Below are 26,808 nucleotides of genomic sequence, written 5' to 3'. Positions count from 1 at the left end.
GCGCGGTTTCTCGCGCGGCCCTTTGAACTGTAACCGGTTCGGCAGGTTATTCCAGCTCGACCAGAAGGTCCTTTGCGTCAATCTGGCCACCGGGCTGCACATGAACGGCCTTGACGGTCGCATCGCGCTCGGCGTGGATGCCGGTTTCCATCTTCATCGCCTCGATGGTCAGCAACATGTCGCCTTCCTTGACCTGCTGGCCCGCTGTTACGGCGACGGTGGCAACAACACCGGGCATCGGCGCACCGACATGATCCGGGTTGCCGACCTCGGCCTTGGGCCGCGCCTGCGTGGTCGAGGTGACCAACCGGTTCGGAACCCGGATCACGCGCGGTTGGCCGTTGAGTTCAAAAAACACTTTGACCTCTCCGCTTTCATCCGTTTCGCCAATGGCCTGACACCGGATTTCCAGCGTCTTACCGGGGTCGATTTCCGCGGTGATCTCCTCGCCCGGCTCCATGCCGTAGAAGAAGGTGCGCGTTGGCAGGGTACGAACCGGGCCGTAGATCCGGTGGCGACCCATGTAGTCCAGGAACACCTTGGGATACATCAGGTATCCGTTCAGATCCTCGTCATCGACCTCTTTGCCTTCCAGCTGCTTGGACAGCTCGGCGCGGGTGGCTTCAAGATCGACCGGAGGCACGTCCTTGCCGGGTCGCTGCGTGTTGGGAACCTCGTCTTTCAGCACCTTCTTGATGATGGTCTCGGGGAACCCGCCCGGAGGCTGACCCAGATTGCCGCGCATCATGTCCACGACCGAGTCGGGGAAGGCCACGTCGGTATTCGGGTCCTCGACCTGTTCACGTGTCATGTTCTGGCTGACCATCATCAGCGCCATGTCACCAACGACCTTGGAAGACGGCGTGACCTTCACGATGTCACCGAACATCTGGTTCACGTCAGCATACATCTGCGCCACTTCGTGCCAGCGTTCTTCCAGACCCAGGCTGCGTGCCTGCGCCTTGAGGTTGGTGAACTGACCGCCCGGCATCTCGTGCAGATAGACCTCGGACGCGGGGGCCTGAAGGCTGGATTCGAAGGCCGCATACTGGCCACGCACAGCCTCGAAGTAATCGCTGATTTCACGGATGGCCTTGATGTCCAGCCCGGTGTCGCGGTCGGTATGGCGCAGCGCTTCGACCACGGTGCCCAGCGTCGCCTGGCTGGTGTTGCCTGAGAAGCTGTCCATCGCGCAGTCAACTGCATCGACGCCCGCCTCGGACGCGGCCAGAATGGTCGCGCTGGCAATACCGGCGGTGTCATGTGTGTGGAAATGGATCGGCAGCCCGACCTCTTCCTTCAGCGCCCGGATCAGGATTTTGGCCGAGGCCGGTTTCAGCAGGCCCGCCATGTCCTTGAGGCCCAGAATATGCGCACCGGCGTCGCGCAGTTCTTTCGCCATGCCGACATAATATTTCAGATCGTACTTGGCGCGATCCGGGTCAAGAATATCGCCAGTGTAACAGACGGTACCTTCGCAAATCTTGCCGCTATCGACGACCGCATCCATCGCCACGCGCATGTTTTCGACCCAGTTCAGCGAGTCGAAGACACGGAACACGTCAATTCCTGTCGCCGCCTGACGCACGAACTCCTGCACCACGTTGTCAGGATAGTTCGTATAGCCCACGCCGTTCGCGCCGCGCAGCAGCATCTGGGTCATCAGGTTCGGCATCGCTTCACGCAGGTCCCGCAGGCGCTGCCACGGGCATTCCTGCAAGAACCGATACGCCACATCGAAAGTCGCGCCGCCCCAGCATTCGACCGAGAACAGCTGCGGCAGGTTCGCCGCATAGGAGGGAGCCACCTTGATCATGTCGATCGAGCGCATCCGGGTCGCCAGCAGAGACTGGTGCCCGTCGCGCATGGTGGTGTCGGTGATCAGCAGTTGGCGCTGCGCCTTCATCCAGTCGGCCACCGCCTGCGGGCCCTTCTGCTCCAGCAGGTTGCGCGTACCCATCTGCGGTTCGGTCTTCAGCGCCGGAGGCCTGGCCTCCTTCAGGTCGGCGCGCGGGCGCGGGCGGTCCTTGGTTTCGGGATGCCCGTTCACGGTGATGTCCGCGATATAGGTCAGAACCTTGGTGCCGCGGTCGCGCCGCTTCTTGAAGGTGAACAGTTCGGGCGTCGTGTCGATGAACTTGGTGGTGTATTCGTTCGACAAGAAGGTCGGATGCTTGAGCAGGTTGATGACGAAGTCGATATTCGTCGAAACCCCGCGGATGCGGAACTCGCGCAGGGCGCGGTCCATCCGAGAGATCGCCTTTTCGGGCGTGGGGGCCCAGGCCGTAACCTTGGTCAGCAGCGAGTCGTAATAGCGCGTAATCACCCCGCCCGCATAGGCCGTGCCGCCATCCAGACGGATGCCCATACCGGTGGCCGAGCGATAGGCGGTGATCCGGCCATAGTCGGGGATGAAGTTGTTCTGTGGGTCCTCGGTGGTGATCCGTGTCTGCAACGCGTGCCCGTTGAGCTGGATATCCTTTTGGCTGGCCATGCCGGTCGCCTCGGCCAGCGTCTTGCCCTCGGCGATCAGGATCTGCGCCTGCACGATGTCGATACCGGTGACTTCTTCGGTCACGGTGTGTTCGACCTGAACGCGCGGATTGACTTCGATGAAATAGAACTTGCCGGTGTCCATATCCATCAGGAACTCGACCGTGCCGGCACATTCGTAATTCACATGCGCACAGATCCTGCGGCCAAGCTCGCAGATCTCGGCGCGCTGTTCGTCGCTCAGATACGGGGCAGGGGCGCGTTCCACGACCTTCTGGTTCCGGCGCTGGACCGAGCAGTCGCGTTCATACAGGTGATAGATTTCACCGTGCTTGTCGCCCAGGATCTGCACCTCGACGTGGCGCGCACGAATGATCATCTTTTCCAGATAACCCTCGCCATTGCCAAATGCGGCTTCGGCCTCGCGACGGCCTTCCAGCACTTTCTCTTCCAACTCTTCTTCCGACTGGATCGGGCGCATGCCGCGCCCGCCGCCGCCCCAGGACGCCTTGAGCATCAGCGGATAGCCGATTTCGGCGGCCTCCTTGCGGATCGCGTCCATGTCATCGCCCAGAACTTCGGTGGCAGGAATGACCGGAACGCCTGCTTCGATTGCTACGCGTCGCGCGCTTGCCTTGTCGCCAAGCGCGCGCATGGTTTCCGCCTTGGGGCCGATGAAGGTGATGCCGTTCTTGACGCAGGCATCGACGAAATCCGGGTTCTCGGACAGCAGACCATAGCCCGGATGAATCGCGTCGGCGCCACATTGCTTGGCAACACGGATGATCTCGTCGATCGAAAGATAGGCGGCAACCGGCCCCATGCCTTCACCGATCTGATACGCCTCGTCAGCCTTGAACCGGTGCAGGCCCAGTTTGTCTTCTTCAGCGTAGACGGCGACGGTTCGTTTTCCCATCTCGTTTGCTGCGCGCATGACGCGGATGGCAATCTCGCCGCGGTTGGCGATCAGGATCTTGTTGAAGTCTGTCATGATAGGTCCCGGTCTTTTGTGTATGGGCGTCTTATTGGGCGGAGAATACGCGCAGGTATATCCGTTCTTCTGGGTAGAACCGGCATGTTATCGCTCGCAAACGCCCTATGATCGCAGCGCCATTATACTTTTGCTGCGCCGCAGCATCAAATGTTTAACGTTAACTCTCAATCTGACACAGGCTTGCCAGGCCCATCTGGCCCATATTTGCATGCAGGTCTTGCCTGAGAATCTCGATGACATGTGCAGGCCCCCGCGCGCCAAGTGCTGCAAGACCATATAAAAAAGCCCGCCCGAGCATCACGAAGTCTGCGCCCAGCGACATGGCACGCAAAATATCCAGACCGCCTTCGACACCACTGTCGAAGATCAGGGGCAGGCGGGTTGCATCCCGGACAGAGGGCAGAACCTCGATGCTGGCCGGGGCCGCGTCAAATTGCCGACCGCCATGATTCGACACCCACAAAGCATCGACACCGACCTGTTCCAGCCTTCTCGTATCCTCTGGTCGCAGGACACCCTTCAGGACAAGCGGACCGTCCCAGTGGTCGCGCAGCCATTTGACATAGTCCAGATCCGGCGAGGTTCGAAGCAGGTAACCGATATGAGCCGTGGGCGGAAGATTCCCGGGGTTTTCGATATATTTGTCCAGCGTTCGCATATGCGGCACACCGTTGCGCAGCATGCCCATCGCCCAGGCGGGTCTTTGGGCGATCTGCGCCAGAATGCGCAGGGTCAGCTTTGGCGGTTGCCGCAGGCCCGATCGTGTCTGCCTTTCCCTGCGCGATGCAACGGGAACATCCGCGGTGAGGACCAGGGTTTTGAACCCAGCCTTGCGGACCCGGTTCAGCAGGTCTTTTCGAATATCCGGATCCCGGGGCGGGTAAAGCTGGAACCAGGCATTGTCCCCAAGATGCGGTGCCATGTCTTCAGGGCTTTGGCTGGCTACGGTCGACAGGGTATAGGGAATACCCGCCTCTGCGGCCGCGCTGGCAAGCAGTTGCTCGGCGCGGGGCCAGACCAGCCCGGACATTCCGATCGGCGCGATTCCGAACGGCAGCGGATATGAAGCGTCGAGAAACGACTTTGACGTATCAAAGTCCAGCTCGCCATGCAGGATCGAGGGGCAGAGGCGCACGTCATCCAGCGCCTTGCGGTTCCGGTGCAGCGTCGTTTCAATCCCGGTTCCACTGTCGATATACTCCCACACGAAATGCGGCAGACGACGGCGCGCACGGTGTTTCAGATCCGGTATGCCGGGATAGGTGCTGTGCAAGTCCATGCAGATTGATCCGACCTGCCATGCGATTCGGCAAGTTTTTTAAGCTGCATCCTTGGGTGGTTGCCGGTTTTCAGGCGACGCATTTTCGGTCTTGTTCCTGGTGCCGCTTGCAACATGCACCTGGTTGCGCCCCTTGTCCTTGGCGACATAAAGCGCATCGTCTGCCGCGCGCATCAGGTCCTGCGGCATGGTGCCGTGGGCCGGGTAATGTGCAACCCCGACCGATATCGTAATGCGCGGCAATACCTTCTCGCCATATCGGACGGTTACGGCTTCAACCGCCTGGCGCAGTTGTTCGGCGCGGGTCATGGCATCTTCGGGGCTGTTGTCAGGCAGGATCAGCATGAACTCTTCCCCCCCGATGCGGCAGGCGACTTCGTCCCGGTCGCACCCCTGTTCCAGGGCGGCGCCGACGGCGCGCAATACCATGTCGCCCGCATCATGCCCATGAGTATCGTTGAACTTCTTGAAGTGATCCACGTCCACGGCGATCAGGCTTAGCGCGGCGCCCGTCTGCTGGCTGCGGCTGATGGACTTGCGCAGCGTCTCGGTCATATGGCGGCGATTGAACAGCCCGGTCAGGGGGTCTCGTACCGATTGGTCGTGAAGCTGATCCCGCATGCGGACGTTGGCGATCGCCATACTGATCTGTTCGGCGCATAATTGGGCCAGCTTGCGGCTCTTGTTAAAGCAGTCTTCGCGCCCCTCAAGTGCCCGCAAATGCAAAAGACCAACGGTTTCGCCATGGGCCAGAATGGGAAAGCAGAAATAGGGCCGCCCGTCATGCGGTTCGGCGTGTTCGCAGACAAAGTCAATCTCGGATGCGCCGAACTCGTAAGTCCGGCCGCGCCGCAAACCCCAGCAACCTTCGGGGTGAATGTGGGATTTATGAGTTCCACCGTTCCAGCTGGCGCAGCCATCCAGCACATCGCGTGAGTTTGAGTAGACATACACGCTGCCTTCGGCCTCTGGCAGGATGTGGGTCATGAAGCGAGACACCATGTCGAACAGTTCATCCAGCGACCGGCTTGATTGCAGCCATTCGTTCAACTCACCCAACAGACGGACCTCTCGGGCCAGGCGCAGCTGCTCGTCCATCAGCTCCCTCTCTTTCTGGGCCCGTTTGCGCAGGTCGCGAACCTGACGACGGTTGGTGCGATGGACAATCAGGATGACAGTCGTCAGCGCCAGCAGGGCGACGCCGCTCAACAGCGCCAGAGACAGGCGAACGCGCGTGATGAACAGGTTCCGCAGGTCGGTTATGTCGGAATAGAACTCGATCGCGCCCATGAACGTCGCATCCTTGATGATCGGCGTATAGACCTCTGCCACATGGCGGCTGCTCAGTTCCGTATCCCGGGAATTGTCGAAAACAAAGGAATCAACTTCGGTAACCGGCTTCTCTTCGTGTTTGTAAAAAAGGCCCCCAGCGGCGACGATCGACTGGAAATAGGGTTTCGTATTCACGAACCCGACGTCGCTGGCTCGGGTCGACCAGAACACCTGCCCCGAAGCATCAAACAGCTTGAAGCGGTAAATGTCCGTGGTTTCGGGCAGTAGCTCCAGAAACTCCTGGTCATGATCGGTCAATGCGTGAAAACGGAATGTCTGCTCAAGATCGTTTAGATGGCTTTCGACCTGGCGGCTCATCCGCATCGCGTTCTTTCGCAGGTCTGCTTCCAACATGCGGTCAACCACTGGCGCCGGGGCGGCATAGATTCCCCAGCCCGCTGCTGCCGTCAGCGCGAGCAGCATCAGGGCCACGCCCATCATCTTAAGCCTCGAGGATTGACCCGTCAGTTCCGCCTGTTTCATTTGTCCGCTCCCACTACACTGTGCCAAACATCCCAGTCAGGATTTGACAGAGAGTTAACGGGGGTGCGGGGCGGTGGTGTGTTTGTTTAGAATTGAATGCAAAAAGAAGTGCGGAAAGTCTGTGAACAAGCCGTGAACAAACCCTTTCCCTTCGCGCTTATCCGGCGTAGTTTGGGGCCATGAGCAGTTTTGACGAAATGGACGCCTTCGAGGGCGCATCGCTGTCGGCGCGGGCCATGGCCGTGCGCCCTTCGCCCTATCTGGATGAGCTGAACCCGGCACAACGGGACGCGGTCGAGCGTCTGGACGGACCGGTTCTGATGCTGGCAGGTGCCGGAACGGGCAAGACCAAGGCTCTGACCGCCCGGATCGCACATCTTCTCAACACCGCGCGCGCACGTCCGAATGAGATTCTGTCGGTAACCTTCACCAACAAGGCCGCGCGCGAGATGAAGGAACGGGTGGGCCGCCTGTTGGGGCAGCCTGCTGAGGGGATGCCATGGCTGGGTACCTTTCATTCGATCTGCGTCAAACTGCTGCGCCGCCATGCGGAACTGGTCGATTTGAAATCGAACTTCACCATTCTGGATACCGACGACCAGTTGCGCCTGCTCAAGCAGTTGGTGCAGGCCGCAAATATCGACGACAAACGCTGGCCTGCGCGGATGTTGCTGGGAATCATCGACGATTGGAAGAACCGAGCGCTGACACCCGACAAGGTGCCAGCCGCCGATGCCGGGGCTTATGACAACAAGGGCATTGAGCTATATGCCCAATATCAGACCCGCCTGCGCGAATTGAATGCGGTGGATTTCGGCGATCTGCTTCTGCACATGGTTACGATCTTCCAGACCCATCAGGATGTTTTGGAGCAATACCAGCGCTGGTTCCGCTATATCCTGGTGGACGAGTATCAGGACACCAACATCGCCCAATATCTGTGGCTGCGGCTGCTTGCGGGCGGGCACAAGAACATCTGCTGCGTCGGCGATGACGATCAGTCGATCTATGGCTGGCGCGGGGCCGAGGTGGGCAACATCCTACGGTTCGAAAAGGACTTTCCCGGCGCGTATGTGGTGCGGCTGGAACAGAACTACCGCTCGACCCCGCATATTCTGGCGGCTGCGTCGAACGTCATTCGCGGCAATGAAAACCGTCTGGGCAAAGAGCTGTGGACCGAAGCCGAGGAAGGCCACAAGGTCAATCTGATCGGCCATTGGGACGGCGAGGAAGAGGCCCGCTGGATCGGCGAGGAAATCGACGCGATGCAGGGCGGTACGCGCGGTATTCGCCCGATGAACCTTGATGAGATCGCTATCCTCGTCCGCGCCAGCCACCAGATGCGCGCCTTCGAAGACAGGTTTCTGACCATCGGTTTGCCCTACAAAGTGATCGGCGGCCCGCGATTCTATGAACGGATGGAGATTCGCGATGCCATGGCCTATTTCCGGCTGGTGGTCAGCCCCGAGGATGATCTTGCGTTTGAGAGAATCGTAAACACGCCGAAACGCGGCTTGGGTGACAAGGCGCAGCAAACCATCCAGATGACCGCGCGCGAAAATGGGGTGTCATTGGTCGAGGGGGCTCGGATTGCGGTCGATAACGGGTTGATCAAGGGCAAGGGAGGCAAGGCGCTGCGCGAACTGATCGACGGTCTGGCGCGTTGGAATGCGATGACACGTGGGCCGCGGATCGAGGTGGACGACGATTCGGTGATCGATGACGGTTCGCCCATGCGGTTCGGCGCACCCGAGCATACGCATATCGAACTTGCGCAGATCATTCTCGACGAATCCGGCTATACCGCCCACTGGCAGAACGACAAGACGCCCGAAGCGCCGGGGCGCCTTGAAAACCTCAAGGAACTGGTGAACCAGCTGGACAATTTCGAGAACCTGCAAGGGTTTCTGGAACATGTCAGTCTGGTCATGGACAACGAACAGGACAGCGACGGGGCCAAGGTTTCGATCATGACCCTTCACGCGGCCAAGGGGCTGGAGTTTCCCGCCGTCTTCCTGCCGGGCTGGGAGGACGGGCTGTTCCCCTCGCAGCGGTCAATGGACGAATCCGGGCTCAAGGGGCTCGAGGAGGAACGGCGGCTGGCCTATGTCGGCATCACCCGTGCCGAAGAAGTGTGTACCATTTCTTTTGCCGCCAACCGGCGGGTGTTCGGTCAGTGGCAGAACTCGATGCCGTCCCGTTTCATCGACGAATTGCCGGACGATCACGTTGAGGTTTTGCCAGGGGCCGGGTTGCACGGCAACAGTCAGATGTCGGCCGGTATCGAGACCCGCGCGGCCGAAGCGAATGTCTACAACTCGCCGGGCTGGAGACGGATGCAGGCGCGGCAGGGGCAATACGGCATGTCGCAGCCGCGCGAATCCCGCAACACGGTGATCGACGCGACCGCCGTGGCCAGTTTCACGCTGGGGGAACGGGTGTTCCACCAGAAATTCGGCTATGGCGCGGTTGTCGGGATCGAGGGCGACAAGGTCGAAGTCGAATTCGACAAGGCAGGCACAAAGAAAGTGGTCTCGCGTTTTCTGACCAACAAGGATGACGTCCCGTTCTGAGGCGTCATATCCCTTCGACCAGAACCAGATTGGTTGAGGCGGTGGCTTGCCGGACCTTCGCCAGCTCGATGTAATCAGGGTCGTCTTTCCAGGCTTTCGCCGTGGCAAGGTCCGGAAACTCCATCAGCACAATGCCACCTTTGGGCCAATCTCCTTCGACCCGTTCGACCGGTTTCGATGAAACCGTGAGCAGGCGTCCCTTGTGGCGGTCGAAGATCGGCATGAAACCCGCCAGATAATCCTGATACCCATCCGGGTGGTGGATGTCGATCTGCGCGATGAAATAGGCGGCCATTGTTTCCTCCGGATCAGAAATCAGAGGGCCATCTTACACCTATGTCAGAAAAATAAAAAAACGGCGGTTCCCAGGGAGGAGGAAGGGGAACCGCCGTCTTGTCAACATCAGAGCAGGGAGGAGGAGAGCCCCGATGTATTCGAACCCGGGTTTGAGCCCGGTATGGAGAAGACGCGGCGACGTCAGGGAGGAGGAAGGCGTCGCCGCGCGCTTTCAACATCAAGGCAGGGAGGAGGAGAGCCTCGATGTATCAGGATCCGGCGGGTTGAGGCCGGTATATGGTGCGGCAACGTCAGGGAGGAGGAGAGACGTTGCCGCTGATAACAGACCCTAAGGGAGGAGGAAGGGCCTGATCTCGATATTCGTGGCGCGCTTATTGCGCGATGTGATCGTTGGCGGCCTGCATGGCCACCCGACGGATCATGGAACGATGCAGGCCCAGATCGGCCAGTTCACGGTCCGACAGTCCTGCCAGCTCATTGACGGTCTGGCGATACATACGATAGCGGGCAAAACGAGCCTTTGCGTTTTCGATCAAAGTTGCGATTCCGAACGCCGGTGTGCTCTTCGATGCTGTATGTGTGCTTGCGACTGCCATGCTCATCATCCGTATTTATTTGCTTTGCCGATTACGCTCGGCCCTTGCTTGAGGTTGAAAATAGGCAAATGCTGCGATTGCACAATAGGTCGCGTCGTCAATGCTGCTATGCAGCAAGCGCATAGATTGGTTCAGTTTTTTCCTTCAACTCGAAATGCACCTTGAAACATTGGGCCTTCCCTTGGGTCACGGGTGACAGCGGAAACATGGCCTTCTTATGGCTTGCCCTTTAATTGAGCGGTGTTGGCTGGAATATGTGCGCAATAAAACCATTCAAGACGTGCGTGTGACCGAAGCGCCAGGCAAGGCGTGGCGGTTCAGCTATTCCCTGATGCACGATTTGCCCGTTTCGCACGTCGCAGAGCAAACTGCCCGAACGCCACGGGATTTCATGGGCCAATGTGGTTGTCGAGGGGAAGTCCCGCCGAAATTGCGCTCAAAGTGCAAATGATTCTGCGAGATCGCTGCCCAAAGATGCCAGGTTTTTTCCACCCTGAATGGCAATTCTTTAGATATTCCGGGAAATCGTGGGAAAAAAATTCCAACTTCGAATTTTCTATATCTGGGGTACTGTGCGGAAAGACCTCCTACAATTGGTGTCATTGTGATCAAATTTCATGGTGGTATTGTTGTTGGAGCGTGATTCATGGAACACGGTCCACAAAATTCCTGTTGATTTCCATGAATTCCCATGGCATCCCTAATACATCCGATGAGGACGAGGCAGCAGGGGCACCAAACGACCCCGACCAAAAATAATCAGGTTTCATACAGGCATCTCGCTTTCATCAATCAAGAGATCCGGCGCGCGGGCGAGCAGACATCCCCCCAGGTGGCGCGTGCAGCTGGACATCCCGCACAGCGGGTCAATGCGGCGGGTTGATCAGTGGCAGCAGATCAACCCGCCGTTTTTCATCCGGGGGGAACGCGAATTTCAAGTGGGGCGCAAGCGAAAGGGACAGTCGTCTTGGCGCGCAGGTTCAGAGGTGAAAGCCACCATAAGGTGGATGCGAAAGGCAGGGTGTCGATCCCGGCCTCGTTTCGCCGCGTGCTTGAAGCCTCCGATCCCAACTGGCAGCCCGGCGACAATCCAGAGCTTGTGATTGTCTACGGGGATCATCGCCGCAAATACCTGGAATGCTACACGATGGAGGCGATCGACGAGGTCGATGCCAAGATCGATGCGCTGCCACGTGGCGCGATGAAGCGCAAGATGTTGCAGCGCCTGTTCCATGGGCAGTCCTTCCCGACCAATGTCGATGAAACCGGGCGGCTGGTTCTGCCGGCAAAGCTGCGCAAGAAGATCGGTCTTGAGGGCGAGGCGTTTTTTATCGCCGCCGGGGATACTTTTCAGATCTGGAAGCCCGAGACCTACGAATCCGAGGAACTGGCGGCGACCGAGGAATGGCTGGACGGCCTTGGCGACGATGTTGATCCGCTGGAATTCCTCGATGAAGTCGAGGGCGGGTGACTGCATGGCGGCCGCGGATCATCCACAACCGGACGCGCCTCACATCCCTGTCTTGCTGCGCCCGCTCTTGGCGGCGGTGGCGCCGGTCACGGGCGTCTGGCTGGACGGAACCTTCGGCGCAGGCGGGTACACCCGCGGATTGCTGGAGGCCGGGGCCGACAAGGTGATCGGCGTGGATCGCGATCCCTTGGCTTTTGAGATGGCGTCAGACTGGGCGGGCGCCTATGGTGATCGGCTGGTGATGCAGCCCGGCGTGTTCTCTCGTATGGATGAATATGCACAGAACCTGGACGGCGTTGTTCTGGACCTTGGCGTTTCCTCGATGCAACTGGACCAGGCCGACCGCGGGTTTTCCTTCATGAAGGATGGTCCTTTGGACATGCGCATGAGCCAGGATGGCGAAAGCGCCGCCGATCTGGTCAATACCGCGACCGAGGCGCAACTGGCCGACATCCTGTTCCACTATGGTGAAGAACGCGCCAGCCGCCGGATTGCCAAGGCGATCGTCAAAGCGCGCACGGAAGAGCCGATCACCACAACCCTGCGTCTGGCCGCGATCATCGAATCCTGCCTGCCACGTCCGAAACCGGGGCAATCCCACCCGGCCACGCGCAGCTTTCAAGGGCTGCGGATCGCCGTGAATGCAGAATATGAAGAGCTGTTTCAAGGGTTGATGGCCGCTGAACGTGCTTTGAAGCCCGGCGGGCAACTGGCCGTTGTCACTTTCCATTCCATTGAAGACCGAATGGTGAAACGGTTTTTCCAGTCCCGCGCGGGCAAGACGGGGCGCGCGAACCGCTATGCGCCCGAGATTGAACAGGAACAGCCGCAATTCACACTGAAGACCCGCAAGGCGGTGGGGCCTGACGAACAGGAATTGCAGGAAAACCCGCGCGCGCGCTCGGCCAAACTGCGTGTGGCGATCCGAACCGAAGCTCCGGCGGGGGAAATTGAAGCGCGGGCCATCGGAATGCCGCAACTGGGGGGAAGGGCAAGATGAAGAGTGTTTTGTATGTGTTGACTGCTCTGTCCGTGTTCGGGTTGGCGTTGTGGGCCTATCAGGAAAACTACCGAACCCAGCAAGTGGTAAAGGAAACCCAGTCTTTGCAGCGCGAGATCGGAATGGCACAGGTGCGACTGGCTGTTCTGAACGCGGAATGGGCCTATCTGAACCGCCCGGACAGGCTGCGCGAACTGGCCGACCTGAACTTTGAACGCCTTGGTCTGCTGCCGTTGCGGGCCGAGCAGTTCGGGCGCGCGGATCAGATCGCCTATGCCGAAGACCCGGACCTGCCCGTCGTTGATCCGATTGAATTGCAGGCCATCACTGACATTCAGGCTTTGGGCGAGGTGCAGATTCCATGACACGCACCCCTCTGCGCCCCCTGGCCCGAATCCTGGATGCCCGCGCGCGGGGCGAAAACCCCAAGGCAATCGAGCGTGAGAACATCCGCAAGCGCCACGAAGAGATGAAGGATCGCGCCCGCGCCCGTGCCGAAGGGCGTCTGCTGGTGCTGGGCCTGTTCTTCTTCTGCGCTTTTTCAGTCGTCGGTGTCCGCATGGGCATGCTGGCGACCTCGGAAGCACAAGAGCCTCTGGCCAGCGCACCGGGCGCGGCGATTGCCATGCAGCGCGCCAACATCGTCGATCGCGAAGGGCGCATACTGGCCACCAATCTGGACACCTATTCCGTTTACGCGCAGCCCCCGTTGATGATCGATCCCGTCGCCGCTGCAGAGCAGTTGGTTGCGATTTTTCCTGATCTGGACAAAGAGCGGCTGATCAAGGACTTCACCGGCAACCGCAAATTCCTGTGGATCAAGAAACGCATTTCGCCCGAGCAGAAGCAGGCCGTGCACGACATCGGTGATCCCGGCATCCTGTTCGGTCCGCGTGAAATGCGGCTTTACCCCAACGGGCGGCTGGCCGCTCATATCCTGGGCGGGTCCGGTTTTGGTCGTGAAGGCGTCAGCGCCGCCGAAGTGATCGGCGTGGCCGGTGTGGAAAAGCAGTTCGACGATTATCTGCGCGATCCGGCCAACGGCAACAAGCCGCTGCAACTGTCGCTGGACCTGACGATTCAAGCCGCAGTTGAACAGGTTCTTTACGGCGGTATGAAGATCATGAATGCCAAGGGGGCCTCGGCCGTTCTGATGAACGCGCATACGGGCGAGGTTATTTCCGCTGCTTCGCTGCCTTCTTTTGATCCGAATGACCGCCCGCGCCCACCGACCTCGGGCTTTGACCCCTCGGACAGCCCGCTTTTCAACCGTTATGTACAAGGCGTGTATGAACTGGGATCTGTTTTCAAGATTTTCACCGCGGCCCAGGCCGTTGAACTTGGATTGGTGAATTCGAACACCATCATCGATACGTCCGGGCCGATGAAGATCGGCCGCTTTCCCATCGGCGAATTCAACGGCAAAAATTACGGCAAGATCAGCGTGGCGGATGTGATCGTCCACAGCTCGAACCGAGGCACGGGGCGTCTGGCCTTGCAAATCGGTGCCAAACGGCAGCAGGAGTTTCTGGACGCGCTTGGCATGTTCGATCCGACCCCTTTCGAGATTGTCGAGGCCAAGGGCGGCGTGCCGCTGAAGCCGAAGAAATGGGGCGAGCTCAGCACCGTGACAATTTCCTATGGCCATGGCCTGTCGACCAGTCCGATGCATCTGGCCGCCGGATATGCTGCGATTGCCAATGGCGGGCATTACGTCAGCCCGACCATCCTGCGCCAGAACGGCACGCAATACGGGCCTCGTGTCATGTCACAGGACACCGCACGTCAGGCGCAGAAAATGCTGCGCAAGGTGGTAACGGACGGCACCGCCAGTTTCGCCGAGGTCAAGGGCTATGACGTGGCGGGCAAGACCGGTACGGCCGACAAGCCCAAACCGCGCGGCGGGTATTACGACGACAAGGTCATTGCCACATTTGCGACGATCTTCCCGGCCTATGACCCGCAATACGTTCTGATCGTCACGTTGGACGAACCTTCGATCGTGGCCTACGGTGAAAAGCGCCGCACGGCCGGTTGGACTGCGGTGCCTGTTGCCGCCGAACTCATCGGTCGCGTCGCACCGTTGTTGGGGCTACGTCCACGGCTTGAGCCTGAGGCGGGCGCTGCTATAACGCTGACCTCAAACTAGGCTGTCCGGCAAGAGGTGGGTCATGGGCACAAGGACGAAGAAACTCAGCCAGCTGGCCCTGACCGCAAGAGAGGGCGCAAACCCGGATATCACTGGTCTGGCCGTTGACAGCCGCGAGGTGAAAGAGGGCTTCCTGTTTGCCGCGCTGCCCGGGTCCCGCGTTCATGGGGCAGAGTTCATTCAGTTTGCCCTGCGCATGGGGGCCGCTGCAATCCTGACCGATGCCGAAGGGGCAGAGATCGCCGAGGCCGAACTGGCAGCTTCGGACGCAGCGCTGGCCGTGGTGGAAGACCCGCGTCAGGCGCTGGCCGGTGCCGCGGCGCTGTGGTTCGGCGCGCAGCCGCAAACCATCGTGGCCGTCACGGGAACGAACGGCAAAACATCTGTTTCCACCTTCGTCCGGCAGATCTGGTCCGCGCTTGGTCACGCCGCCGTCAACCTCGGCACCACCGGGGTTGAAGGTGCGTGGACAGTGCCACTGACCCATACCACGCCCGAGCCGATCACCTTGCACCGCTGTCTGGCCGAGGCGGCCGAGAACGGCGTGACCCATGCCGCTATGGAGGCTTCGTCCCACGGCCTTGAACAGCGCCGCCTTGACGGCGTTCACCTGACTGCCGCCGGTTTCTCGAACTTCACGCAGGATCATCTGGATTACCACGAAACCTTCGAGGCTTATTTCAACGCAAAGGCTGGTCTGTTCGACCGGGTTTTACCGCAGGACGGAACAGCTGTCGTCAACCTGAGCGACCCTAAAGGGGCTCAGATCAGACGGATTGCCGAGATGCGCGGCCAGTCGGTGCTGACGGTCGGGCTGGGCGATGCTGACCTGTGCCTGATCAACCAACGGTTCGACGCGACGGGGCAAGACCTGCGCTTTGCGTGGCAGGGCCGAACGTTCCAGACCCGCCTGAACCTGATTGGCGGGTTTCAGGCCGAAAATATCCTGCTGGCCTGTGGGCTGGTGATCGCTGCCGGGGACAGCCCCGAACGGGTGTTCGAAACTCTGCCCCATCTGACGACGGTTCGCGGGCGGATGCAACTGGCCGCCACGCGTGACAATGGCGCGGCGGTGTTTGTGGATTATGCCCACACGCCTGATGCTGTCGCCACGGCGCTCAAGGCGCTGCGCCCGCATGTGATGGGCCGTCTGATTGCCGTTATCGGTGCGGGCGGGGATCGCGACGCCAGCAAACGCCCCTTGATGGGCAGGGCGGCAGCCCACCATGCAGACGTGGTCTTTGTCACCGATGACAACCCGCGCAGCGAAGATCCCGCAGTCATCCGCGCGGCCGTGATGGCAGGCGCGTCAGAGGCAGCAGGCGACGCCAGCGTGACCGAAGTCGGCGACCGCGCCGAGGCCATTCTGCGCGGCATCGATGCGCTGCAACCCGGTGATGCGCTGCTGATCGCCGGAAAGGGGCATGAAACCGGTCAGATCGTGGGGGATCAGGTTCTGCCCTTCGACGATGTGGAACAGGCCAGCATTTCCGTTGCAGCGCTGGACGGGCGGGTCGCATGACGCTCTGGACTGCATCCGAAGCGGCCGCGGCGACGGGCGGTCAGGCGACGACCGACTGGACCGCAAATGGTGTCTCCATCGACACCCGCACCCTTCAACCCGGTGATCTGTTTGTTGCGCTGAAAGCGGCACGTGACGGGCATGAGTTCGTAGCCCAAGCGCTTGAGAAAGGCGCGGGCGCGGCTTTGGTCTCGCATATTCCCGACAACGTATCGCCAGACGCACCACTGCTGATCGTCGAAGATGTGCAGGCGGCGCTCGAGGCTTTGGGGCAGGCGGCTCGCGCCAGAACGGATGCGCGTGTGGTGGGGGTGACTGGCAGTGTCGGCAAGACGTCGACCAAGGAAATGCTGGCCGTGATCCTCGAAACACAGGGCAGAACCCATGCCAGCGTGGCCAGCTACAACAACCACTGGGGCGTTCCGCTGACCCTTGCCCGGATGCCGCGCGACACTGAATTCGCAGTGATCGAGATTGGCATGAACCATCCGGGCGAGATTGCCCCGCTGGCCCGGCAAGCCCGCCCGCATGTGGCGCTGGTCACGACCGTGGCGGCGGTGCATCTGGAAGCCTTCGAGAATGTGGCTGGCATCGCCCATGAAAAAGCTGCGATCTTTGAAGGGCTCCAATCCGGTGGCGCGGCAATCGTCAATGCGGATATCGAGCACGCGGACATCCTGCGCCAAACGGCACTTGGGCAGGGGGCCGGGATCGTGGATTTCGGCCAAGGCGCAACGGATTACCGGCTGACCGACGTTCAGCAGGGGACGAGCGCCGTGAATGCCGAAGCTGCCGTTGGTGATCAGGTATTCCGCTTTGCGGTGAACTCTGCCGGTACGCATTTCGCCATGAACGCACTGGGGGCTTTGGCAGCCTGCGTTGAACTGGGTGTCGATCTGGATGACGCTATCGCGGGTCTGCGCGCATGGTCTCCGGTCAAGGGGCGCGGCGTACGGGAAAGCCTGCCTTTGCCCGGCGGCGGGCAGATCGAACTGCTGGATGACAGTTATAACGCCAACCCGACCTCGATGGAGGCCGCGCTGGATGTCTTGGCCGCCTCCAAAGGCACCCGCCGCGTTGCGTTTCTGGGTGACATGAAGGAACTGGGCGCCCAGGAAGAGGCCATGCATGCCGCCATGGCGGATATCGAGGCGATGGCGCGCGTGGATCAGGTTCATTGCATCGGGCCATTGATGCAGGCAATGCACCGCGCGCTGCCCGAGAAGAAACGTGGGCTCTGGTTCGCAACCAGTGCGGAAATGGCGGAACATCTGCCTGCTTTGATCCGGGATGGAGACACGGTGCTCGCCAAGGGTTCACTCAGCATGGCGTTGGCCGCGATTGTTGACGGTCTGCGCAAAATGGGGCAAGGGGGCGCGCTTGATGGGTGAACTTGCCCGCGCGCCTCGTGTGAGAAAGGTATTGTCATGCTGTACTGGTTGACCGCTCTGTCGGACGGAGGGGATTTCTGGAACCTCTTCCGGTATATCACCTTCCGCGCAGGCGGTGCCTTCATGACCGCGCTGATCTTTGGGTTCATCTTCGGAAAACCCCTGATCAACGTGCTGCGCAAGAAACAGGGCAAAGGCCAGCCGATCCGTGACGACGGCCCCGAAGGGCATTTTTCCAAGGCAGGCACGCCGACGATGGGTGGATTGCTGATTGTCGGAGCTCTGGTCACGTCAACCCTTGTCTGGGCGCGGTTGGACAACCCTTATGTCTGGATGGTTCTTTTTGTGACCTTGTCTTATGCGGCCATCGGATTCGCGGATGACTACGCGAAGGTCTCAAAACAGAATACGCAGGGGGTTTCAGGCAGGATGCGCCTGGCGTTGGGCGTGATTATCGCCGTGCTGGCTTCGCTTTGGGCGACGTTGCACCATCCCGAAGCGTTGCAGAACCAGCTGGCTGTACCCGTCTTCAAGGACACGCTGGTCAATCTGGGCATCTTCTATATTCCGTTCTCGATTGTCGTGATCGTCGGGGCCGCCAATGCGGTGAACCTGACCGACGGTCTGGACGGGCTGGCCATCATGCCGGCGATGATCGCAGCCTCGACCCTGGGCGTGATCGCCTATGCGGTCGGTCGGGTCGACTTTACCGAATATCTCGATGTGCATTACGTCCCGGGCACCGGTGAGATCTTCATCTTCACCTCCGCGTTGTTCGGAGCCGGCCTCGGGTTTCTCTGGTACAATGCCCCCCCGGCGGCGGTGTTCATGGGCGATACCGGATCGCTGGCCCTGGGCGGGGCGCTGGGCTCAATCGCCGTGGCCACCAAGCACGAGCTGGTTCTGGCCGTGGTCGGCGGCCTGTTCGTGGTCGAGGCGCTGAGCGTGATCATTCAGGTCCTCTACTTCAAGCGCACCGGCAAGAGGGTCTTCCTGATGGCTCCGATCCATCACCACTATGAGAAAAAAGGCTGGGCCGAGCCGACCATCGTGATCCGCTTCTGGATCATCTCGCTGATCCTGGCGATGATCGGTCTTGCGACGTTGAAGGTGCGGTAGTTAAAGACAACGCGGAATGACTTGCGATCAAATGGAATTGTGTGGGCGCGAACGGCTTTACGCCATCGCGGCTGGGTTACAGTCGGCAGGGTTGGCTGTAATTTTTATCAAATTTTGGGAAAGCGTTTCTCTTGGGAAAGGCACCATTAGCTTGTTCTTAAACAACACTCTTGGTCTTTTTGATCTGTGCAGTTCGTACTGGGGAGTGATCATAGCAGCGTTGGTTTTGTCCGCTGTGGCTATCGTCGTGCCAATCCCCATAGTTATGCTTCACAATAGCGTAAATACAAGGTGGCCCAAAAGTAAGTCTTCTCGTCGTTCTTTTGATCAAGCTTTGTGGCTCGCTATTGCGGTATTTTTCATACTGATTTTTTTGGCCTGTGTTGGCTTTGATATCCGTGTGTTTTTGATCACGGCGTTTGTAGTATTGGTCGCGTTCCTTCACGTTGCAAACTCAGCAGCATTAGTAGTTGGCTACAGGCTTACTCAATTGAGTGGTCGCTACGACCGCGAGGCAGTAAGCGTGCAAATTTTATCGTTTTTCATTTCGTTGCTGTTTATTATTGGCGGGGTCGTAGCTGTTGGTGATTTCACGATCTTCGGTAATCTAAAAAAGGTGACCCCCTAATGATCGCGGTCAAAGGCTTTTCAGGACAGAAAGTAGCCGTTCTGGGGCTGGGCCGGTCCGGCCTGGCCACTGCACGTGCGCTGCGTGCGGGCGGGGCGGAACCGGTGTGCTGGGATGACAACCCGGCTGCCCGTGATACCGCCGAAGGCGAGGGATTCACCTGCGCCGACCTGCGCAAGCATGGGGCATTTGACGACATCGCGTCGCTGATCGTTTCACCGGGCATTCCGCATCTCTATCCTGAACCGAACCCCGTGGTGGCGGCAGCCCTGGATGCAGGCGTGCCGGTGGACAATGACATCGGCCTGTTCTTCCGCTCCTTTGCCGGACCGGAATGGAACAACTACGACACGCCTCCGCGCGTGATTGCGGTGACAGGCTCGAACGGGAAATCGACGACTGCCGCTTTGATCCATCATATCCTGACCGAGGCCGGTCGCGAGGCGCAGTTGGCGGGGAATATCGGGCGCGGTGTTCTGGATATCGATCCGGGCGGTGATGATTCGGTCGTGGTGCTGGAGCTTTCCAGCTATCAGACCGAGCTGGCCCGCGCTCTGACCCCCGATGTGGCGGTGTTCACCAATCTGTCGCCCGATCATCTGGACCGCCACGGCGGCATGGGGGGATATTTCGCGGCCAAGCGGCGCCTCTTTTCCGAAGGCGGCCCGGATCGCGCGATCATTGGCGTCGACGAAACCGAAGGTGCGTTTTTGGCAGGGCAACTGGCTGAAGGACCATCGGATGACCGGGTGATCCGTATCTCGGTGGCGCGGAAGCTGACTGGGCCGGGCTGGCAGGTCTTTGCGCGCAAAGGGTTCCTGTCGGAATACCGCAAGGGGCGGCAGGCGGGGTCTATCGACCTGCGCGCCATCAAGGGCCTGCCCGGTGCACATAACCACCAGAATGCCTGCGCGGCCTACGCCGCCTGCCGGTCGCTGGGCCTTGCCCCGCGCGTGATCGAGGATGCGCTGCATTCCTATCCGGGTCTGCCGCATCGCAGCCAGATCATCGCCGAGGCCGATGGGGTTACCTACGTCAACGACTCCAAGGCGACCAATGTCGACAGCGCCCTGAAAGCGCTTATGGCATTCAAAAAGATCCGATGGATTTGCGGCGGTCTTGAGAAAGAGGGTGGCATATCAGCCCTGAACATGGCGGCGGGCGAAGTCATCAAGGCCTATGTGATCGGTCGCGAAGCGGCCGGTTTTGCGATGCAGCTCGAGGCTGATGCGCAGGTCTGTACGACGATGTCAGAGGCCGTGGCGCAGGCCATGGCGGATGCCCGACCCGGCGAGACGGTCCTACTGGCGCCCGCGGCGGCAAGTTTCGACCAATATGACAACTTTGAACAGCGCGGCGAGGATTTTGCAACGCAGGTCAAGCGCCGGCTGACAGAATAGCCATTTGCAATAGACCGCCGGCTGGGCCAAACTTGGATGCTATCAGCTTGACGCGGCACCATTATTGGTTTTGCCTGCCAGCAGATTCAACACGAGGTTATGACTATGCCATTTCGTAGACTTTCTCTGATCCTACCTGCCATTCTTGTTGCGGGGGCCTGTACGAACACGGGTGCCAACTATCAGCCCATCGTCGACGGTCCGGTCGGCCCGAATTACAACGTGGACCTGCAGCAATGCCAACAACTGGCGGCATCGCAGAGCAGCGTTGATGGCTCTACCGCGGGGAATGCAGCAATTGGCGCAGCGGGTGCTGCGGCCGTTACCGGGATCGTTCAGGACAGCAGCGACAATCTTGGTCGCGCGGCTGTGGCAGGTGCCCTGGTAGGCGCTGGCGCAGACGTCATCAATAAAAACCAGAACAAGGAAGTGATCGTGCGCAACTGCATGCGCGGGCGTGGCTACAACGTCGTAGGCTAGCGTCCGGCGGCAATTGCAACACCTGCAGCATGGCCTGACGACCATGCCCACTGGAAGTTGTAGCCGCCCAACCAACCGGTGACATCAACTGCTTCGCCAATTGCATAGAGGCCGGGGACATCCCTGGCCTCCATCGTTTTCGAAGACAAGTCATCCGTGTTGATCCCGCCCAAGGTGACTTCGGCGGTGCGATACCCCTCGGTCCCCGACGGCACCAGTTGCCACGCAGACAAGGCCGAGGTCAGTTCGGCCAGTTTCGCGTCCGACTGATCCGCCAGCTTCCCGGACATCGGAATGATCCGACACAGGTAATCGACCAGCCGGGCCGGCAGATGCCGCGCCAGTTCAGTGGTCAGCGCTTTGCGGCCAGCGCTTTGCCGCTGTGCGCGCAACAGATCCAACAGGGGCAGGTCGGGGATCAGGTTCACCTGGATTGCCTCACCTTCGCGCCAGTATGACGACAGTTGCAACACCGACGGCCCGCTGAGACCGCGATGGGTGAACAGCAGCGCCTCGTCGAAGCTGGCGCGATCATTCGACATTCGCACGGGAAGTGAAACGCCGGACAGGTCCTTGAACCGCCCGTCCGAGAAGGTGAAAGGCACCAGCGCCGCCCGAGTCTCGGTCATCCGCAACCCGAACTGACGCGCGATGTCATAGGCCAGCCCGGTAGCGCCCATCTTTGGAATCGATTTCCCGCCCGTCGCCAGCACCAGATTGGCGCAGGTCAGGTGCTGCCGTTGCCCGTCACGCTCCACCTCCAGCGCAAAGCCGCCTTCGGTCTTGCGCAGATCGCGCAGCAAGGTTTGAACCCACAGCTCTGCTCCTGCACTGCTCATTTCATCCAGCAACATCCGGATGATCTGTTTCGAAGAGCCATCGCAGAACAACTGGCCCAATGTTTTCTCATGCCAGGCGATGTTGTGACGCCCGACCAGATCGATGAAATCCCATTGCGTGTACCGTGAAAGGGCGGATTTGCAGAAATGCGGGTTTCGCGACAGGAAGTTGCCCGGCCCGGCATACATGTTGGTGAAATTGCAGCGCCCCCCGCCCGAGATGCGGATTTTCTCGCCGGGTGCCTTGGCATGGTCAATCACCAGCACGCGCCCACCGCAATGGGCCGCACACATCATGCCGGCAGCCCCGGCCCCAAGGATGATCGTGTCGTAGGTCATGCGCGGGGGATGGCGTGGATTAAACAAGATGGCAAGAGCCCATGCCGAAGTCGCGCGGCGCGCGCTCGCCGCGTTCTCGCAAATTCGAAGTCGGCTGACAGGGCGATTGCCAGAGTTCCAGCGCACTGACATGCTGCGGCCATACCGCAAAGAGGTTTTGACAAGACAAACTGGCAAAAGGAACTCTGAATGCAATTCCCCGAATTTATTTCGTCATTTCCAAAACTGGATGTGCCTTTTCCTGAAGACGTGGTGCAGACGGCCGTCATTCGATCAGATGCAGGGTTGGTCGCTTTCTTCACTTTTCTCAAGGACATGGAGCTTCCCCTGCATTCGCATGGTGCCCAATGGGGGACGGTGGTTGAGGGTGAAATTGAACTCACGATCGGTGGCAAGGCCCGCATCTACGGCCCCGGCGACAGCTACTCGATCCCAAGCGGAGTCGCGCACGGAGGGACCATCAAGGCGGGGTCTCGCGTCATTGACGTGTTTGAGGAACCCGACCGATATCCGATCAAGGAATAATGCATAGCAACCCGCCTTGTGGATCAACGCGCGCCACTCCGCTAAGCGGCGTGTCCAAAGCTGCAATAACCACGGGCCGCCACGTGCAGCCGGGGGTGCTTTGCGCCTGGAAGGTCGATTTATGCCTTGTGGCTTCATCCTACTAGCCCAAACACAAAAATCCCTGTAGAGTCTCAATCAGACCCCGAAAACGGGGCGTTGACGAGGCAGAGAGTGGCGGTATCTCATGACTGAGATGGTGTATGGCGCGGTCCAGGACCAGCGCGGAGAACCGATTCTACCGAAATGGTGGCGCACAATCGATCGCTGGACGATGTCCTGCGTTCTGATCCTGTTTGCCATCGGTCTGTTGCTGGGGCTGGCGTCTTCGCCACCGCTGGCCGGGCGAAACGGGTTCGATCCGTTCCACTATGTCGAACGTCAGGCCATATTCGGCGGATTGGCGCTGATTGCGATGCTTCTGACCTCGATGATGTCGCCGACGCTGGTGCGTCGTTTGGCGGTGCTGGGTTTCCTGGGGGCCTTCGTGGCACTGGTTTTCCTGCCCGTCTTCGGGACCGACTTTGGCAAGGGCGCGGTGCGCTGGTATTCGCTGGGGTTCGCCTCGCTTCAGCCGTCCGAGTTTCTGAAGCCCGGCTTCATCGTCGTTGCTGCATGGCTGCTGGCTGCCTCACAAGAGATCAACGGCCCGCCGGGGCGGATCTGGTCGTTTGCCCTGTGCATGGCGATTGTCGGTATGCTGGTGATGCAACCTGATTTCGGTCAGGCCTGCCTGATCCTGTTCGGCTGGGGGGTGATGTATTTTGTCGCCGGGGCGCCGATGCTGCTGCTGGTTGGAATGGCCGGGTTTGTTGTTCTGGGCGGTATGTTCGCCTATTCCAATTCTGAACACTTTGCCCGCCGTATCGATGGCTTTCTGAATCAAGAGGTCGATCCGACCACCCAGTTAGGCTATGCCACCAACGCCATCCGCGAAGGGGGGCTGTTCGGTGTCGGCGTGGGTGAGGGGCAGGTCAAGTGGTCGCTGCCGGACGCGCATACCGATTTCATCATCGCGGTCGCGGCCGAGGAATACGGCCTGATCCTGGTGCTGATCATCATCGCGCTTTATTCGTTGGTCGTGGTACGTTCGTTGCTGCGCCTGATGCGGGAACGCGACATGTTCATCCGCCTGGCGGGCACCGGTCTGGCATGCATGTTCGGCGTGCAGGCGATGATCAACATGGGTGTTGCGGTACGTCTGCTGCCCGCGAAGGGAATGACGCTGCCTTTTGTCAGCTATGGCGGCTCATCCCTGATTGCAGGCGGTATTGCGGTCGGAATGCTGCTGGCCTTCACCCGAACCCGCCCACAGGGCGAGCTTGGCGAAATTCTGCGCGGACGAGGATAATGGGGAACCCTTACCTGTTGATTGCGGCTGGCGGGACCGGGGGGCACATGTTCCCGGCTCAGGCGCTGGCCGAGGCGATGCTTAACAAGGGCTGGCGCGTGCGCCTGTCCACCGACCCGCGCGGCGCCCGCTATACCGGTGGTTTCCCGCATTCGACCGAGATCGTCGAGGCATCATCGGCCACTTTCGCGCGTGGCGGTCTGGCGGCCAAGGCCATGGCCGGCCCCAAGATCGCCGGTGGCGTGGCTGGCATGGTGTTCCAGATGGTGCGGGACAAGCCCGACGTCGTTGTGGGTTTCGGCGGGTATCCCTCGATCCCGGCGCTGAGCGCTGCGACCATGCTCAAAATCCCCCGCATGATCCACGAACAGAACGGGGTGCTGGGGCGTGTGAACCAGTTGTTCGCCGCCCGTGTCGCGCAGGTGGCCTGTGGTGTGTGGCCCACGGACCTGCCCGAGGGCGCGCATGGCATCCACACCGGAAACCCGGTCCGGTCCGCCGTTCTGGACCGCGCCGCGGCCGGTTACATTCCGCCCGGTGATTATCCGATGTCGGTCCTTGTCATGGGCGGTTCGCAAGGCGCACGCATCCTCAGCGATGTGGTGCCTGGTGCCATCGCCGCACTGCCCGAAGAAATCCGCACTCACATCCGCGTGGCGCATCAGGCCCGGGACGAGGATGGCGAGCGCGTCACAGCCTTCTACAACGAACACGGCATCCGCGCCGACGTGCAGCCCTTCTTTGATGATGTCCCCCGTCGCATGTCGGATGCCCAACTGGTGATCTCGCGGTCTGGCGCGTCCAGCGTTGCCGATATCTCGGTCATCGGGCGCCCGTCGATCCTGATCCCCTTTGCCGCCGCCGCCGGAGATCACCAGACAGCCAACGCACGGGGCTTGGTGCAGGCGGGCGGGGCCATCATGATCCCGGAAAAGGCTCTTGACGTTCCTGCGCTGACACAGCAAATCACCACGGTTCTCACGAACCCCGAAGCCGCACAGAAAATGGCCCATGCCGCCTTGTCCGTCGGGGCACCTGACGCCACCGAGCGTCTGACAGCCCTTGTTGAACAATTGGCGCAGAAGGAGACCACATGAACCCAGCAACCAAACTGCCGCAGGACGTAGGGCCGATTCACTTTGTGGGGATCGGCGGGATCGGAATGTCGGGTATCGCCGAGGTGCTGCTCAATCTGGGGTACCGGGTTCAGGGCTCGGACCTGAAGGCATCGAAGATCACCGACCGGCTGGCAAGTCTGGGGGCCGAGATCTTTGTCGGTCAGCGCGCGGAAAACCTTGAAAACGCGGCCGTTGTGGTGGTCTCGACCGCGATCAAACCGGGCAACCCCGAGCTTGACGGCGCCCGTGCCCGCGGCCTTCCGGTGGTGCGCCGGGCTGACATGCTGGCCGAACTGATGCGGCTGAAATCCAACATCGCCATCGCCGGGACTCACGGCAAGACCACCACGACCACGATGATGGCCGAACTGATGGTGGCAGGGGATTTTGACCCGACCGTGATCAATGGCGGCATCATCCATGCCTACGGCTCGAACGCCCGGATGGGACAGGGCGAATGGATGGTGGTCGAAGCGGACGAGAGCGACGGCTCGTTCAACCGCCTGCCCGCGACCATCGCCATCGTCACCAATATCGACCCCGAGCATATGGAGCATTGGGGCGATTTCGACAAGCTGCGCGCGGGTTTCCATGAATTCGTATCGAATATCCCCTTTTACGGGCTGGCTGTGTGTTGCACCGACCATGCCGAGGTGCAGGCGCTTGTCGGCCGCATCACCGACCGCCGCGTGCGCACCTATGGCTTCAACGCGCAGTCCGATGTGCGGGCCGAGAACCTGACCTACAAGGGCGGCGTCGCGCATTTCGACATTCACCTGCAATACGAAGACAAGGTGATTGAAGGCTGCACTCTGCCGATGCCCGGCGACCACAACGTCTCGAACGCTTTGTCCGCCGTGGCTGTTGCCCGCCATCTGGGCATGAAAGCCTCGGAAATTCGCGAGGCACTGGCCAATTTCGGCGGCGTCAATCGCCGCTTTACCAAGGTCGGAGAGGTCGACGGTGTCACCATCATCGACGACTATGGCCACCACCCCGTTGAAATCACCGCAGTCCTGAAGGCCGCGCGACAGGCGACCGAAGGCCGCGTAATCGCCGTGCACCAGCCGCACCGTTATTCGCGCCTGTCCAATCTGTTCGATGATTTCTGCACCTGCTTCAATGACGCCGATGTCGTGGCTATCGCCGATATCTTCGCGGCTGGTGAAGACCCGATCGAAGGCGCATCGCGCGACGATCTGGTGCAGGGTCTGATCCGTCACGGCCACCGCCACGCCCGCGCGCTGTTTGACGAAAACGATCTTGAGCGGCTTGTGCGCGAGCAGGCCCGCCCGGGCGATATCGTCGTCTGCCTCGGGGCCGGTACGATCAGCGCCTGGGCCAATGGTCTGCCCGAGAGATTGCAACGAAAACAAGCTGTTTGACTTCT

Annotated in this window: 21 protein-coding genes; 15 read left to right on the top strand and 6 right to left on the bottom strand. The window is 60.2% G+C overall.

All coding sequences use genetic code 11. The annotated features are described in order from the left end of the window. Positions 1–46: 46 nt before the first annotated feature. From I9185_RS06690 to I9185_RS06680, 3 genes are all read right to left on the bottom strand, one after another. Positions 47–3,484: a pyruvate carboxylase gene (locus I9185_RS06690; RefSeq protein WP_210092637.1), complete on the bottom strand. Its 3,438-nt coding sequence runs from the start codon at positions 3,482–3,484 to the stop codon at positions 47–49. A 160-nt stretch (positions 3,485–3,644) separates the two neighbouring features. Continuing rightward, the gene (locus I9185_RS06685; protein ID WP_210092636.1) at positions 3,645–4,766 is read right to left on the bottom strand and encodes an alpha-hydroxy acid oxidase; all 1,122 of its coding nucleotides are present in this window, start codon (positions 4,764–4,766) and stop codon (positions 3,645–3,647) included. 39 nt (positions 4,767–4,805) lie between these two features. Then, on the bottom strand, positions 4,806–6,581 hold the full coding sequence (locus I9185_RS06680) for a diguanylate cyclase (protein WP_210092635.1): 1,776 nt from the start codon (positions 6,579–6,581) through the stop codon (positions 4,806–4,808). Positions 6,582–6,760: 179 nt separating this feature from the next. Here I9185_RS06680 and I9185_RS06675 point away from each other — a divergent pair, with 179 nt between their 5' ends. Continuing rightward, entirely contained in the window at positions 6,761–9,154 is a 2,394-nt protein-coding gene (locus I9185_RS06675) for a UvrD-helicase domain-containing protein (RefSeq protein WP_210092634.1), read from the top strand. Positions 9,155–9,158: 4 nt separating this feature from the next. Here I9185_RS06675 and I9185_RS06670 read toward each other — a convergent pair whose 3' ends face one another. Beyond that, a complete protein-coding gene (locus I9185_RS06670; RefSeq protein WP_210092633.1) occupies positions 9,159–9,449 on the bottom strand; it encodes a DUF1330 domain-containing protein in 291 nt (96 codons plus the stop codon). Positions 9,450–9,822: 373 nt separating this feature from the next. Further along, positions 9,823–10,047: a DUF1127 domain-containing protein gene (locus tag I9185_RS06665; protein WP_171630987.1), complete on the bottom strand. Its 225-nt coding sequence runs from the start codon at positions 10,045–10,047 to the stop codon at positions 9,823–9,825. Between the two features lie 967 nt (positions 10,048–11,014). Here I9185_RS06665 and mraZ point away from each other — a divergent pair. From mraZ to I9185_RS06615, 10 genes are all read left to right on the top strand, one after another. Next, entirely contained in the window at positions 11,015–11,518 is a 504-nt protein-coding gene (gene mraZ / locus I9185_RS06660; protein ID WP_171630988.1) for a division/cell wall cluster transcriptional repressor MraZ, read from the top strand. A gap of 4 nt (positions 11,519–11,522) precedes the next feature. Beyond that, complete coding sequence (gene rsmH / locus I9185_RS06655) at positions 11,523–12,518, top strand: 16S rRNA (cytosine(1402)-N(4))-methyltransferase RsmH (RefSeq protein ID WP_171633764.1); 996 nt, start codon at positions 11,523–11,525, stop codon at positions 12,516–12,518. Next, complete coding sequence (locus I9185_RS06650; RefSeq protein WP_152458671.1) at positions 12,515–12,883, top strand: cell division protein FtsL; 369 nt, start codon at positions 12,515–12,517, stop codon at positions 12,881–12,883. Before rsmH ends, I9185_RS06650 begins: the two co-directional genes overlap by 4 nt. After that, a complete protein-coding gene (locus I9185_RS06645) occupies positions 12,880–14,667 on the top strand; it encodes a penicillin-binding protein 2 (protein WP_210092632.1) in 1,788 nt (595 codons plus the stop codon). Before I9185_RS06650 ends, I9185_RS06645 begins: the two co-directional genes overlap by 4 nt. Before the next feature lie 22 nt (positions 14,668–14,689). After that, entirely contained in the window at positions 14,690–16,189 is a 1,500-nt protein-coding gene (locus I9185_RS06640) for a UDP-N-acetylmuramoyl-L-alanyl-D-glutamate--2,6-diaminopimelate ligase (protein WP_210092631.1), read from the top strand. Beyond that, complete coding sequence (murF, locus tag I9185_RS06635; RefSeq protein ID WP_210092630.1) at positions 16,186–17,580, top strand: UDP-N-acetylmuramoyl-tripeptide--D-alanyl-D-alanine ligase; 1,395 nt, start codon at positions 16,186–16,188, stop codon at positions 17,578–17,580. Before I9185_RS06640 ends, murF begins: the two co-directional genes overlap by 4 nt. A 36-nt stretch (positions 17,581–17,616) precedes the next feature. Then, positions 17,617–18,699: a phospho-N-acetylmuramoyl-pentapeptide-transferase gene (gene mraY, locus I9185_RS06630; RefSeq protein ID WP_210092629.1), complete on the top strand. Its 1,083-nt coding sequence runs from the start codon at positions 17,617–17,619 to the stop codon at positions 18,697–18,699. A gap of 16 nt (positions 18,700–18,715) precedes the next feature. Continuing rightward, positions 18,716–19,327, top strand: a complete 612-nt coding sequence (locus I9185_RS06625) for a hypothetical protein (RefSeq protein WP_210092628.1) — start codon at positions 18,716–18,718, stop codon at positions 19,325–19,327. After that, the gene (gene murD, locus I9185_RS06620) at positions 19,327–20,727 is read left to right on the top strand and encodes a UDP-N-acetylmuramoyl-L-alanine--D-glutamate ligase (protein WP_210092627.1); all 1,401 of its coding nucleotides are present in this window, start codon (positions 19,327–19,329) and stop codon (positions 20,725–20,727) included. The genes I9185_RS06625 and murD overlap by 1 nt, the downstream gene beginning before the upstream one ends. Before the next feature lie 105 nt (positions 20,728–20,832). Then, on the top strand, positions 20,833–21,207 hold the full coding sequence (locus I9185_RS06615) for a glycine zipper family protein (protein WP_245217959.1): 375 nt from the start codon (positions 20,833–20,835) through the stop codon (positions 21,205–21,207). Here I9185_RS06615 and I9185_RS06610 read toward each other — a convergent pair. After that, entirely contained in the window at positions 21,204–22,385 is a 1,182-nt protein-coding gene (locus tag I9185_RS06610) for an NAD(P)/FAD-dependent oxidoreductase (RefSeq protein WP_210092626.1), read from the bottom strand. The two genes, I9185_RS06615 and I9185_RS06610, sit on opposite strands and share 4 nt — an antisense overlap. Before the next feature lie 189 nt (positions 22,386–22,574). Between I9185_RS06610 and I9185_RS06605 the strand changes: the two genes are divergently transcribed. From I9185_RS06605 to murC, 4 genes are all read left to right on the top strand, one after another. Beyond that, complete coding sequence (locus I9185_RS06605) at positions 22,575–22,910, top strand: cupin domain-containing protein (protein WP_210092625.1); 336 nt, start codon at positions 22,575–22,577, stop codon at positions 22,908–22,910. A 226-nt stretch (positions 22,911–23,136) separates the two neighbouring features. Then, positions 23,137–24,300, top strand: coding sequence for a putative lipid II flippase FtsW (gene ftsW / locus I9185_RS06600; protein ID WP_171362489.1), 1,164 nt, complete (start codon positions 23,137–23,139; stop codon positions 24,298–24,300). Next, complete coding sequence (locus I9185_RS06595) at positions 24,300–25,397, top strand: UDP-N-acetylglucosamine--N-acetylmuramyl-(pentapeptide) pyrophosphoryl-undecaprenol N-acetylglucosamine transferase (protein ID WP_210092624.1); 1,098 nt, start codon at positions 24,300–24,302, stop codon at positions 25,395–25,397. Before ftsW ends, I9185_RS06595 begins: the two co-directional genes overlap by 1 nt. Continuing rightward, positions 25,394–26,803 (top strand): UDP-N-acetylmuramate--L-alanine ligase, encoded by a 1,410-nt coding sequence (gene murC / locus I9185_RS06590; RefSeq protein ID WP_171630998.1) that lies wholly within the window; start codon positions 25,394–25,396, stop codon positions 26,801–26,803. Before I9185_RS06595 ends, murC begins: the two co-directional genes overlap by 4 nt. Positions 26,804–26,808 lie beyond the last annotated feature (5 nt).

Source organism: Ruegeria sp. HKCCSP346 (assembly GCF_017872595.1).
Classification (GTDB): Bacteria; Pseudomonadota; Alphaproteobacteria; order Rhodobacterales; family Rhodobacteraceae; genus Ruegeria.
Note: the sequence above shows the minus strand (reverse complement) of the source record. Positions and strands in the feature narration are given on the sequence as shown.

Coding starts and splice junctions, on each gene's coding strand:
- I9185_RS06690 (WP_210092637.1), bottom strand. CDS start 3,484: ATGACAGACTTCAACAAGATCCTGATCGCCAACCGCGGCGAGATTGCC.
- I9185_RS06685 (WP_210092636.1), bottom strand. CDS start 4,766: ATGGACTTGCACAGCACCTATCCCGGCATACCGGATCTGAAACACCGT.
- I9185_RS06680 (WP_210092635.1), bottom strand. CDS start 6,581: ATGAAACAGGCGGAACTGACGGGTCAATCCTCGAGGCTTAAGATGATG.
- I9185_RS06675 (WP_210092634.1), top strand. CDS start 6,761: ATGAGCAGTTTTGACGAAATGGACGCCTTCGAGGGCGCATCGCTGTCG.
- I9185_RS06670 (WP_210092633.1), bottom strand. CDS start 9,449: ATGGCCGCCTATTTCATCGCGCAGATCGACATCCACCACCCGGATGGG.
- I9185_RS06665 (WP_171630987.1), bottom strand. CDS start 10,047: ATGGCAGTCGCAAGCACACATACAGCATCGAAGAGCACACCGGCGTTC.
- rsmH (WP_171633764.1), top strand. CDS start 11,523: ATGGCGGCCGCGGATCATCCACAACCGGACGCGCCTCACATCCCTGTC.
- I9185_RS06650 (WP_152458671.1), top strand. CDS start 12,515: ATGAAGAGTGTTTTGTATGTGTTGACTGCTCTGTCCGTGTTCGGGTTG.
- I9185_RS06645 (WP_210092632.1), top strand. CDS start 12,880: ATGACACGCACCCCTCTGCGCCCCCTGGCCCGAATCCTGGATGCCCGC.
- I9185_RS06640 (WP_210092631.1), top strand. CDS start 14,690: ATGGGCACAAGGACGAAGAAACTCAGCCAGCTGGCCCTGACCGCAAGA.
- murF (WP_210092630.1), top strand. CDS start 16,186: ATGACGCTCTGGACTGCATCCGAAGCGGCCGCGGCGACGGGCGGTCAG.
- mraY (WP_210092629.1), top strand. CDS start 17,617: ATGCTGTACTGGTTGACCGCTCTGTCGGACGGAGGGGATTTCTGGAAC.
- I9185_RS06625 (WP_210092628.1), top strand. CDS start 18,716: ATGACTTGCGATCAAATGGAATTGTGTGGGCGCGAACGGCTTTACGCC.
- murD (WP_210092627.1), top strand. CDS start 19,327: ATGATCGCGGTCAAAGGCTTTTCAGGACAGAAAGTAGCCGTTCTGGGG.
- I9185_RS06615 (WP_245217959.1), top strand. CDS start 20,833: ATGCCATTTCGTAGACTTTCTCTGATCCTACCTGCCATTCTTGTTGCG.
- I9185_RS06610 (WP_210092626.1), bottom strand. CDS start 22,385: ATGACCTACGACACGATCATCCTTGGGGCCGGGGCTGCCGGCATGATG.
- I9185_RS06605 (WP_210092625.1), top strand. CDS start 22,575: ATGCAATTCCCCGAATTTATTTCGTCATTTCCAAAACTGGATGTGCCT.
- ftsW (WP_171362489.1), top strand. CDS start 23,137: ATGACTGAGATGGTGTATGGCGCGGTCCAGGACCAGCGCGGAGAACCG.
- I9185_RS06595 (WP_210092624.1), top strand. CDS start 24,300: ATGGGGAACCCTTACCTGTTGATTGCGGCTGGCGGGACCGGGGGGCAC.
- murC (WP_171630998.1), top strand. CDS start 25,394: ATGAACCCAGCAACCAAACTGCCGCAGGACGTAGGGCCGATTCACTTT.